Origin of the sequence: Cytobacillus massiliigabonensis, assembly GCF_900199725.1 — a bacterium.
GTDB classification, from domain to species: Bacteria; Bacillota; Bacilli; order Bacillales; family Cytobacillaceae; genus Cytobacillus; species Cytobacillus massiliigabonensis.
Genome location: NZ_LT904903.1, coordinates 103,994 through 116,144, shown reverse-complemented (window position 1 = coordinate 116,144; position 12,151 = coordinate 103,994). Strand labels below are relative to the sequence as shown.

At 32.0% G+C, this 12,151-nt stretch carries 12 protein-coding genes; all 12 read right to left on the bottom strand.

Annotation, left to right across the window (positions count from 1 at the left end; genetic code table 11):
• Positions 1 to 1,262: 1,262 nt before the first annotated feature.
• Positions 1,263 to 2,342, bottom strand: coding sequence for a hypothetical protein (locus tag C1726_RS06615; protein WP_102272467.1), 1,080 nt, complete (start codon positions 2,340 to 2,342; stop codon positions 1,263 to 1,265).
• A gap of 72 nt (positions 2,343 to 2,414) precedes the next feature.
• The gene (locus tag C1726_RS06610) at positions 2,415 to 3,236 is read right to left on the bottom strand and encodes a tyrosine-type recombinase/integrase (RefSeq protein ID WP_102272466.1); all 822 of its coding nucleotides are present in this window, start codon (positions 3,234 to 3,236) and stop codon (positions 2,415 to 2,417) included.
• Positions 3,237 to 3,461: 225 nt separating this feature from the next.
• Positions 3,462 to 4,238, bottom strand: a complete 777-nt coding sequence (locus tag C1726_RS06605) for a GIY-YIG nuclease family protein (protein ID WP_102272465.1) — start codon at positions 4,236 to 4,238, stop codon at positions 3,462 to 3,464.
• 234 nt (positions 4,239 to 4,472) lie between these two features.
• Positions 4,473 to 4,700, bottom strand: a complete 228-nt coding sequence (locus C1726_RS06600; protein ID WP_102272464.1) for a hypothetical protein — start codon at positions 4,698 to 4,700, stop codon at positions 4,473 to 4,475.
• Positions 4,701 to 6,455: 1,755 nt separating this feature from the next.
• Complete coding sequence (locus C1726_RS06585) at positions 6,456 to 6,881, bottom strand: hypothetical protein (RefSeq protein ID WP_102272461.1); 426 nt, start codon at positions 6,879 to 6,881, stop codon at positions 6,456 to 6,458.
• A 153-nt stretch (positions 6,882 to 7,034) separates the two neighbouring features.
• Complete coding sequence (locus C1726_RS06580) at positions 7,035 to 7,532, bottom strand: crossover junction endodeoxyribonuclease RuvC (protein ID WP_102272460.1); 498 nt, start codon at positions 7,530 to 7,532, stop codon at positions 7,035 to 7,037.
• Positions 7,533 to 7,913: a hypothetical protein gene (locus C1726_RS06575; RefSeq protein ID WP_102272459.1), complete on the bottom strand. Its 381-nt coding sequence runs from the start codon at positions 7,911 to 7,913 to the stop codon at positions 7,533 to 7,535.
• A 103-nt stretch (positions 7,914 to 8,016) separates the two neighbouring features.
• Positions 8,017 to 8,364, bottom strand: coding sequence for a hypothetical protein (locus tag C1726_RS06570; RefSeq protein WP_102272458.1), 348 nt, complete (start codon positions 8,362 to 8,364; stop codon positions 8,017 to 8,019).
• A gap of 263 nt (positions 8,365 to 8,627) precedes the next feature.
• Entirely contained in the window at positions 8,628 to 8,987 is a 360-nt protein-coding gene (locus tag C1726_RS06565; RefSeq protein WP_102272457.1) for a hypothetical protein, read from the bottom strand.
• A gap of 656 nt (positions 8,988 to 9,643) precedes the next feature.
• Entirely contained in the window at positions 9,644 to 11,266 is a 1,623-nt protein-coding gene (locus C1726_RS06560) for a DNA primase family protein (protein ID WP_102272456.1), read from the bottom strand.
• Positions 11,267 to 11,366: 100 nt separating this feature from the next.
• Positions 11,367 to 11,825: a hypothetical protein gene (locus C1726_RS06555; protein WP_102272455.1), complete on the bottom strand. Its 459-nt coding sequence runs from the start codon at positions 11,823 to 11,825 to the stop codon at positions 11,367 to 11,369.
• Between the two features lie 78 nt (positions 11,826 to 11,903).
• The gene (locus tag C1726_RS06550; RefSeq protein ID WP_102272454.1) at positions 11,904 to 12,113 is read right to left on the bottom strand and encodes a hypothetical protein; all 210 of its coding nucleotides are present in this window, start codon (positions 12,111 to 12,113) and stop codon (positions 11,904 to 11,906) included.
• Positions 12,114 to 12,151 lie beyond the last annotated feature (38 nt).

Below are 12,151 nucleotides of genomic sequence, written 5' to 3'. Positions count from 1 at the left end.
GCCTAAAACTAACAAAGGCACCTTACGGTGCCTCCTGTTCTATATCCAATTCATGCCTTCTGAAGAAAGTATCTATGCAATTGTTTATATTTGCTGGAATTGACGATATTAGTGGAATAATGTATTGGGCTATAGGTTAAGAGAAGATAAGCCATTTATTTTGGGAGAGTATATCTGAGAATGGAGGAGTCGTTCCGTATATGGGGATGGGGTATACCTGATTTACACAATGGATAGGTGCTGGCATAAGTATTTCAGATATGATATTCGGACATTGCCAATAAAGGGGTATCGAAGATACGTTTCCAATTCGATAATCTAATCTCTTATACATAGTACCTTGCGGTTTCTCCTTTACCACCGTCAATCCCATACTTACCTCGTTACCCAATCCTAATTATTTATTTTAATTTTTATTTATTTTTTATGGACGAGTGCTAAAGTCTGAAGCCGATCACACGTTTCGGGACTTGGGCTAAAGCACACTACTATATCTTACGGTTTCGCCTTACCACCGCCATCCCCATACTTACCTCGTGACCGATACCTATTTATTTATTTTTTTTATGGGCGAGTGCTAAAGTCTGGAGCGAATCACACGTTTCGGGACGTCGATTCCCTCGAAAGATGAGGCACACTACTATACCTTACGGTTTCCCCTGTACCACCATCATTCCCTGACTTACCACCTGACCAATGCCTAATTATTTATATATATATTTATTTATTTTTTTATGGGCGAGGAACTTGCTTGGGCTTATTACAAGTTGCTGGACGTGGGCTTTCTATTATTTGCTTGGAAACCTTGCTTCTAATTCAGAGATTCAGGAGTGTCCCTTGTGCTGTACTTATGCAGAAATCACCCACCCCGTTAGGGGAAAGGAAAACCCCATTACCACCACAGTTTTATATAAAAAAGCCCCGTGAATATATCCATACTATGGATACACCCACGAGACTTTGTGCAAACTTTTTTCTTCTCAAGCAGACTTTTTTCTCATTCTGCAAACTTTATTTTGTTTTAACATAGTTCTCTTTACTGTTAATATAAGTGGAAATATTTTCAGAAGTAAGCATTGGAATCACACACAACTTGAGGTTCAAAGTGTTTTAGAAGTTTCAATATATTCTCCTTAAGACACTTATCAACTTTTCCTTCCCTTATAACTTGTTATAAAATATATTCCATATACTAGTGAAAATACTGTGACATAAAGAATGGTTTGAGTTTTTACCAATATTTTTAATAAGATCCTTTTTTACTATTTAGAATCAGTGAATACAACTTGTCTACCACTTAACATTTCAGATAAAGTATAGTACCAGCCACCAGCATTATTTTTTTCAGGACGTGGATTATGAGACAAGGATATGTGATCACTTTCAGAGAGAATATAGAATCTATACGTGTCATTCCTCTTGAAACCATGCCCATTTTTTCTTTCCTCTATATATGCTAACAGTCTATCTTTATATGAGAAGTCACTTTCAGATATATCCTTCAGAACAGATAAATTTTCTGGAACAAGGATTAGAATGTCTTCAATTTTATATAATTTATTCATTACACCTCCACTCTTTTGACGAAATGTAATGAAAATAGGATCACGGTAGTTATATGAAGGGATATCTGGACAAGCATGTATATGATATTTGCTGATTTCTTCAAACGTTTTTCCTGCTGGAACAGATAGTATTTCTTTTTCATAATAGTTCATACCTTTATCTACTCCTGTAATGAATTTATAGTAATCCGTTAAAACTATCGATTTTGTAGAATCTAAATTTAATTGAAGCGTTTGATGAAGGACTTGTATCATTTCAACCCAAGTCAGTGAAAGGAATGATTCTGTCTTGAATGATTGCTTATACTTCGTTAGTGCAACAGCAATTTTAGGCACATGTTCATCATGTGGGAAGTATTTAGGATCTACATATCTCTCTAGTTGTTCTTCTAAATTATTTTTTATATCTAGTCTGATATTTTTTGCTTCAATAATTAATACAAGCACTTTTTTGCTTTTGTGAAAAAAGGTTAGGGTAATATCTCTTCTAATCTTCTCCTCTCCCTCACTTATCATTTCAGCATCCACTTTCAAAAAATCACAAGTTAAGAATTGTAAAAACTCATTCTTACTAAGTTTTTTCTTGATTACTTCTTGTATTATATCTATAGATAAAAATTCTATTAAAAACTCCGAGGACAGATTAAATAAATATGCTAGACCCTTAGTTTGCTTGGTTTCACGATCGCCATCAATTAAATCAAACAGTGATGATTTATATTTGCTCTTTTCAGTTTGATACAATCTAAAAACAGCATTATTTAAATACTTAAGCATAGAATGACCCCTAATATTAAATTTTTTCTTCTACTATAATATCTAATCGACATTAAATAAATTCTGTAAGAGTTAACCCAACCACAAATCCTCAACTGCATTTTGTTTATCTTCTTCAGTAGGAGCAGAATACCGAAGTACCATTTCAGCACTTGTATGGCCACTAAGCGATTGGATTACGCTTATATCTTGACCATTTCGAACAAGAGATGTGATAAAAGTATGTCTCAGTGCATGCACATTAAACCCTTGCTTTTCTAATATATACTGAACGGCTCTTGTACTAATTCTATTGCCCCTGTTTGATAGAAATAGAGGTTCTTCAGTATCAGATCTTTCTTCGAGATATTTTACTAATGCTCTTCGTGCTTCCTTATTTATGGGAATTGATCGCTCTTTGTTTCCTTTGCCTTTTCTGACTTTAACCTCGCCTTTTCGATCACTCAAAACAATATCGGACCTATCCAAAAATACTAATTCTGAGAGGCGTATTCCACAATTTATCAGTAATTGTACTATTGCCATATCACGTTTGTTATCATTCCTATCAATTTCTCTTATTAGTCGGTTAACTTCAAGACGATTGAGTGCTTTTGGCGCCTCGTTCTTATAATCAACCGGTTTAACTACGGCAATATCTTCAATAGTATTTTCTTTATTCGACCACTTACTAAATTTCTTAATTGCATTCCAGATTTTATTTATAGTTGCAGCGCTTTTACGCCTACTTACTAAAAAATCAATATATTGTTGGACATCACTCCTAGCATAGCAATTTAAGTCAGTTCCAGCACCTTCCAACCATTCACTAAATTGCTTTATTGCATGAACATAAGTTTTTATTGTCTGCTCTGATTTTCCCCTTAGTGCTTCTTCTGTAAATTGGTTAATCATATACTATCCTCCACTAATTTTGACTTAAATAATTCTATGCAATATTTTTTTACTGTTAATGGCCCTTTTTCATTTCATTTTCACTGTTATTTGGTCGCATGATAGCATGGAATACCTATTCTATGCAATAAATCTATGCAATATTGAAAATTTTACTTTGGCTGCCTTCTTGGAACATAAAAAGAAAAACCTTCCCGGCATTTACTTATTTACGGGAAGGTTCTTTTATTTAGAGAGATTATACAATTCATATATACCTTTACTAATTCTTCTAAAATCATTGTATACAGTGGTGTGATTACTAGGAGCATTTACACAACACTTCGATGTAATATGAGTTCTAATAGTGGACTCCTTATAATTCGTTTCCAATTCCATCATATAATCAACAACTTCTTTTACACTAAATTCATTCTTGCCTTTAATTTTAACGATGAATTCTACAGCAGTAAGTAATTCATCTCTACAAGTTGAATTAGTATTTGAAATATTTGATCTAGTTTCATTTATAAATTTTTGATTATGCTTTCGTTGCTTTTTCATTTTCCCTCTAGAAATGTTCCATTTGGGGATAACATCATTTATTAATTTCATTTCAACTTCAAACCTATTGTCAGTTTCATGAAAATAAAGCATTATTTCTTGATTACTCTTACTAGCCATTAAAATATTGTTATTAATCCTACAGTTGGTAGATTGTCCTCCGACAAAGCAATTTCTTGGTGATATTTGTCCATAACCTGCATTGAATCTTTGTGAGAAGTTTTCACATTCACCAATATAAACTACTTCATTACTAACCTTTATTGCGTAGACACCTTTATTTCTAAATTCACTTGGAATTGTAAAACTGCAAAATGGACCTTCACCATATTTATTTAGAAGGAGGTTCTGTAAATTAATATATTCATTCTGAGGTGTGAATTCTTTAACTCTACCAATTAGATCACATTCAGGCTTTATCTCACAAATAAAATCAAAGTCATATCCGTGAATATCCAAAATTACACTTCCTCTATCATTTTAGAATAAATTATTTTTTCATATCCTTATTTTAACAGTTTATATTCGATTCCGAAATCCAATTAATAAGCAAATCTCTCATTTAAATAACTATAATTTCAAAAGGGACTATTTCATTTTATGAAACCACTGCCATCTCATCATTTAATGTCAAAATAATATAAAAAAATGGGAAAAATAATTTCCCATTTTTCAATTAATCAATTAATACTACTAAAAGAACAGTATTGCCCATATTATACCAATATTGAATGTCATTAAACTTGTCCATTCAAGGATTTTCTCAATTCTAATTGCCTTTTGTTCCGGCAAATTATCTTTAACCCTATTAAAAATAAAAAACTTTAGTAAAGTTATTCCAAAAAAGATTGCTGCTGCAATGATACAGCCATTTGCAATGCGATTAATACTATCTACCAGAACTTCTAATTCATTTGTCATTACGAATATCCCCTCTATCATAAATGTTATTTTATATTTGTTCTTTATATTTCAATACAAGAAAACCTCTATTTTGAAGGTGTTATTCTTAAAATTTGTCACAAACATGGTAAAATTGGCGATCCGAAAATATAGCAGCCATGTAAAATTGCAATTCCTTAAAATCAGCAAAAAAGTGCTGAATAAAGCCAAAAATGAATAAAATAAATAAATGTTATTGGATTTCTTATCTATTCGTTTTCTTTCGTTTTTTTCATTGTTAAGCATTAATTTTTCTTCTATAGTATGGATTTTTTTCGGGCAATGAATTTATTATTTTCATTAATAAATTTTTACTAATACCCCATTATGAGAAGTCTTCAATTTCTTCTATAAAATTAAGAAAAGACCAAATAGTTAATAAAACCATTTGATCTTTTTTGTGTATTATTATTACAAATCAAAATAGAAGTAATCACAAGAAAGCGGCAAAAGAATTAGAGGACATTGTCAGAAGAATCTAAGGGGAATGATTTATCCTGACATTGTTTATTTCATTTTGTATCGGTAAATTCCTTCTTTTATAAACAAAAAATTTTTAAATGCCTCTTAGAGCCTTGAAAAAATTAATAATTACTAATCTTTCAGAAGGGTTAATAATCATTAGTATTTGTTCATAGTATTACCCAATCTTAAATCTTGAAATAAAGCCGTTTATTTCCGTCCTCGTCTATGAAGACCGTATTATAGATCCTTTCTCTTCTTTTCTTAAGTTCCTTCCTTATAAGATTAAGAGGTATATACCAACTCACAGAGCCGTAGAAATAAACTAAAACTGTAATTCCCCCAAAAATCAGGTTTCCTGTAAACAGATAAATTAATAACCCAGCGAATGGACCAGTTAAGTTAAACAAAATAAGAGCAATTACATTCCAAAATCTTTCGTTTTGATTACTTGCTAAGACTACAAAATGATCGTACATATATAAATAGAATCGGTGAAATAGAACACCACTACTAATAAACACTGTAGCAAATGATAAAAAATAGTAAGTTGGGGGAATCTTTAGGGTTAAATAATTTATTGGATATAACATAACTGAGCAAATGATACAAAAAATAATGGACCATATGAACAGTACAAAAATAAAGCGTATATTCGAATTAATTTCTTTAAAATTTGGTTGATTGTGTTCACTTTCATTTTGCAAACTAAATCACCTCTTTCTTAATTCTTCCATAACAGTATAAATGACAAGGTTCCAGCAAATTGCTCCTATGAAGAAAAAGAAAGGCATTATAAAAGAAGAAAATACGCCGTAGCCTTGAAAAAATAATATTACCCCAGTAACCATGGACACAAATAATATTAATGTATGCATCATCCAAGAAAATATTGGAGGCATCAAATCATTATTATGATTTTCATATACAGCATAGTGATATGTTGGAATATACATACGCTTATATATGTAACCCCCAGCCTGCATAGTCAGGTATGCAATAATAAAGTATGTCATAAAACTATTTTCCCAGAATTGTAAGGTTAAAGGAGCAAACAATAAGATAGCAAATAGTCTACATAAGAAATTGAATAAATGAGTGTTCAGCCTCGTCTTTTTATTAGGTATAAGTATTTCTATATTGAACGCCCCCTATTCTCCTAAATTTATTGGTATTCTATTATTATACGTCGATCTGAGGATGCAGTCAGGGCCAAATGAAAACCAAATATAGGCATAAACCGTTTTTTGAACAATAGAAAAAGGAGCGGGACTATTGCTCCTTTTTACTGAAGACCATTGAAGGTATATTCGGGAATATTTTACTGATTTGATAACTAATGAGCCAAGTGAATCCACCTACAAAGGTATAGTAGATATAGTAATAAGAATTAAGTACATCATTTGAAACTAAGAACCAAATAAACAAAAGGACAAGTGAGCAATTAACAAAGAAAAAAGGAAGGATAAATATATTTCTAAAGATAACTACCCACTTACCTTTTTCCTTTACTGACTGTTTTACGCCTAGATATACTTCAGAATACAACATAGCACCTGTGGAAGAAAATAGCAGCGTTATCATATAGGTATATTCATTTACTTTGAAAGAGAGCGGGACAGTGCAAAGCAAAATAACTACTGTAAACATAACAAATATCATATAGGTCATTGCTTTATGGATATCGTGTTTGTACATATTATCAACTCCTTTAGGATTAGTATTATCAACAAAGAAAAAGAGCAAACCTTTAGGCTGCTCTTTAGTTTCTTTCTTCTTATCTAAATCTTAATTACTTGTATGTAACATATAGCGAAACCTTAGTTGCGCTTATAGTCCAAAATCGTTAAATCAGCACAACTTATCAACATTCTTATCATTTTCCTTTAAAAAATAGCAGTGTATGATAGCAAGAGCATCTCGTATGTGTTCGTTGGTTCTTAATTCACCAAAAATTTTATTTATGGAAGGCTTTATCTCTTTCTTATTTGCCCTACCATTACCGGTAACTACTTTTTTAATAGTTGAAGGTGGATAGGTTTTAATCTCCAACCCTCTTTTTGCTGTAATTAAATAAATTACTCCAATGATCCAATTTACTTCTTTAGAGCCTCCTGTATAGTTGTTCTCAATAAGTACTAACCGAACATTAAACTCTTCTATTAATCTCTCAAGTTCTTGGTGGACAAATAAAATTCTTTCTTTAACGGGAGTGTTTGAAGTTGTTTTTATTGTTTGGAGTATAATTATTTTTTTATTGAAGGTTGTGATAGCGATTCCACTGTTTGTTAAAGAGGCATCTATTCCCATTATTGTTGGTATATCATTTTGGTTCATATCGCCATTCATCTAACAGGCTCCCCTTTGTATTCGTAAAGAATTGTATACAAAGCCTAACTCTTCGAAATTACATTGAAATTGCCTATAAGGCACATTCTTGTCCATAAAGATTACTTCAACTGGAAAGTTAGAAACCTCTGCATTAATTTTCGTGTACATATCCAAATCTTCATCTAACCCACATTCAATAATTTCATTCAACTCTTCAATATAAAAGTTTCGTTTAATTTGGTTAAACTCTCTTTTGGTAACAGTGTAAGGGTACACAATACCTTCCTCATCTGTTATTTCTATTTGAACAAACTTATTTAAAATAATAAAACGAACACTAGAAGAACTCTCAAATAACTCATTAATTCTAATTAATTCTTTAACACTGTACTCTCTCATATATCTCCTCCCCTTTCATTTATTGCAACAATACCGGCCTCTATTATACAGTAGAACGTTAGTTTGTAATTTCCTGCAAAATATAATAAAAAACAACAAGGAATTATCCCTGTTGCTCAACATAGTCTTCTTCGTCATATTCAAGTTCCTGAACCTTCATAGCAATATCAAAAATCGTATTGCTATCCAAGATATACTCAGATAAGATAGGCTCAATTCTCAGCATCATATCGTGGTAATTGAAAAACATTTGGCTATGACATAGATAATTGTTATTCACCACATTTGCGGTATTTTTATCTACGAAATCCTTTTGGATACGGGTAATATAGATAAAATAAATACTCTCACTTACAGTATGTTTCACCCATTTGAAGCGTGGCTGTTTTGCAAAAATAAAAATATAGTCTTCATGAAATATTCTTACATAATCTACGTCTTTTCCTGTCATGAGTTATCCCCCTTATCTTTAGAAAATTTATTACATATATACATTTATTTACTGAACTTACATTCCCTTCGTTACCAAAAAAAAGAGTAGAGAATATATCCCCACTCTATTTTTGAATCGTAATAAATATTAGTTTTGTCCACGTGTTTTTCAAGTGCTTGAAGTCCTTATACACTTATTCAATTACGCTAGAGATACGGCTTTAATCTTTGGACGATGTAAATACTGGAAATGAAAAAGACAGTAAGGATAATTCCCTACTGTTATTCTCCACTTGCTGTAACGTGGAGCGGGTCTTCGTTTGGTTCTTTAAGTTGTTCACATAGTGATAAAAGTTTAAATAGTTTTACATTGTCTAGAATGTATTCTCGAAGAACTGGTAAGATACCTCTGATTAATTCTCCAAAGTCAAAATAAACTTTGTGGAAACATAAATATTCTTCTTTCTGTTTCTTTTTATCTACGAAATTTTCAACGGAACGAACAATGTATAAAAAGTACATATATTTGCTGTCCGTATGTTTCATCCAAGCAAACTTTGGCATTTTTGAAATAATAAAAGTATATTCTTCGTGACTGCCTTTTACATAAAAAGTTTTGTTTAAGTGTTTACCTTTTATCATAGAGTGCAACCTTTCTGGAGTAAATTTTTCGCATCTATACACTTCAACTCCGAACAAGGGTTCCCTTTATTTTAAAATAGATAATAAATGAGTAATGATTTGATAAGGATTAAGAAAGGAATTGATAATAGAATAATAATGAAATAATAAAGTCAATCCTTTACCCAAAAAACCAGATAAACAATAAAAAAATTGGGTAAACAGAAATACTTGATACATAAGGCTTTTTCCCACTCACCCAAAAAAATTGGGTAGTGAATATTTTTCGGGAAGGCTCTATCCCTTGTGGCTGTAGGCTCATCCCTATTTTTTTACCCAAAACCAACACAGAACCTACTATCTATGTTTATAAAACATAAAAGATAAAACTATCTACAAACAATAAATAATTTTTTAAAACAAAACATTAATAGTTTTATAGTAAATTTGGGTAAAAAGTGTCTTAACCCCGTGTGGCTGTGGGCTTTCGGCTTTTCCCGAAAATAATACTTTACCCCAAAAATTTGGGTAAGACCCTTTAAACCTTTGATACATAAGGGTTTCTGTTTACCCAAAAAAAATCCCATTTACCCAAGTTTTTGGGTAATACTAGTATTCTTGGGTAAACTACTTTTTTGTGAAATAAAAATAGAGGGAGAATTATTCCCCCTCTGGTGTTACCTTCCATTCTTTTTAGCATTTGCCAACTGTTTGAATTTAACATAATTCTCAAGTGGAAGGTTAATCAGATAGTGAAAATCATTTAGTTTTTCAAAATCAATACCTACACCTTTCCAAGCAGAGATTTTCGTCCCCGGTATACGACCTGCTGCATCGTTGTCACTTCTAGTGATAATGTCAAATTTAGCCTTTATGATAGCAAGTACATTCTTTTTGATTTTAGAGTCCTGCTCTAACTCCTTTTCGCAATATAGTTCATATAGTTTCATGAAGTCATTAGGAGTAACATATTCGTCTTCCCCAACCACACAGCAGTCTTCAACGAATTGAAGTACTGTATTGTTTTCTTTTTCGTAGTTAGCAACTCTTCTTTGGATTTCAGCAGAGTCAGTGAATTTAAAGCCTGAATTTATAAATTTTTTCAATCCAGCAATTACCCAAAGTAGAATGTAATCCAAATCATTATCAATGATATTCCGTTCAAGAGTTTCGTCAATTTCGTCTTGTTTCTTTTGTTTTTCAAATGGAATAATCATTACACGTTCGTAAAATGCATCGCTCGTATCACTACTACTGTTTTGTGGTAGTTTGTTTGTGGAGAATACGAATTTTGATTTATTAACAAAGTCGAAAGAGTGACCGAACTTATGTTGTGCAGATATGCCGTCTTTACCAGTTAGGTTCTTCATAGTACCAGTGTCAGTAAGTGCTTTTGAACTTAAGTCTCCATAGATATTAACTGTTTTACCAAGTAAATCTGCACCTGCATACTTGTCATCTGCAAACTCTGTTAACTGTCTGTGAAGTTTAGCAACCTTTGGAAGGAGTGCCTCTAAAGTTACATTCAGGATAGTAGACTTACCAGTATTCTTTTGACCGTAGAAAAGGAAGATACGTTTCTTGCTGTTGTAGAAGAAGGTTAAACTGTACCCAATAATCTCACTTAAAACTTGTTGAATTTGCATATCAGGAACAGCCTCATTTAAGAACTTTTTAAAGTAAATACTTTTAGCATTTGGATTGTAATTAGCATTAATTTGAATAGTACTGATATATTCTGGAGTGTGAGGCTTAACTTCCATTGTTCTTAAGTCAAGAAGTCCATTCTTAACATTTAGAATATATGGGTCTGGATTCAAGTCTTCTTCCTCTTTACTAACACGATCATCGATTTTCCATAAGTAGACAGTTTCTTCAATGAGATTACGATTAAAGAACTTAATGCCTAACTCCCTTTTGATAATCGTGTTCTCTTCCTTATGACGGCCTTTTTGATAGAAACCGTTTCTGTAGAAAAACATCCAACCTCCAACAATAATTGCTGGATATTTTTGAATAATGTATTCAGAGAATACACCTAAATTAATTCTTTCCTTACCTTTTTCATCTTTATATATGTAAGGTTTTACTTCTACTTCTTTTTTAGGAATAATCTTTATCTTTTTTTGTTGCTCAACCTTTTCTGGTTCTTGAGTTTCCTCTTCTCCCCAAATATCCTCGTCGATCATAGTATCAGATGGCTTATTAGCCATTTTGGCGAATAATTCTTGTTCTCTTCTTTTAACCTCTTCCATGAAATTATCGTTAGCGTTGTTATTTGAAACATTTAAAATTGCCATATATAATCATCCTCCTTTTATATGAAAAGGGAGAATGGTGTAGTCAGTGTTATGTATGTATATTGTGATTAGTGATTTTAGTTCTCCTTGTGCAGAACTCCTATTCTGCTTTGTTTAAATAGTTAAATAAGAAATCGTGAGCCTTGCGGTTCTCTTTGTAGATTTGTGTTAAAGATTTACCTAACTTTACTTCTTCGTCAAACAGTAATCCGTAAGTATAAACGGCATGTCCAACAGAAGCATTTCGAATATCTTGCAGTTGCTTGAATGTTTCATAGGAAGGTTTATTTATATATTCTCTTTCCCATACCTTTAAGACACTTCCTTGCCCGAAAATAAATTGTTGTATAAAATCTTCTGTATCCAGACATGCGAACATTTTCTGCCCATTTCTTTGAACAGTGTAAGTTACTGAAATACTCTTATCTCCGTCTGTGTACTCCCTCATTAGCAGAAATGAGGTAATGGAGATATTGTCATTTTTGAAAGTTAAATTTGTTTCTTCAACCTTGTTAATTCCGTATAAAGTGGAGAATTGGTTGATAGCAATTTTTAGCATATGTATCAGCCTCCTTCTGTCCTTAGCAAGTTCTGTCTTTAATAGTTTTTCTCTTGTCTGTAAGGTGGTAAGTATTAATTATCTTTTAACGTAATCCATTTCTTCATCAGTAAGTTTGTAAGAGTAAGATAATCCGTCAGTAATTCCATCTGTGGGATATGAATCCCAGATTTGAACTGTTATGTAGTAGCCGTCTTGCAATGTTTCAACTGTTTTCTCGTTTGCTTTCTTGAATTGATTTCTAACGGTATCTAGGCAAACTATCATGTTATTTTTTAGCATTTGCATTTCCCTTTCACCTCCTAATAAAAGTATTCTCTAAGCAC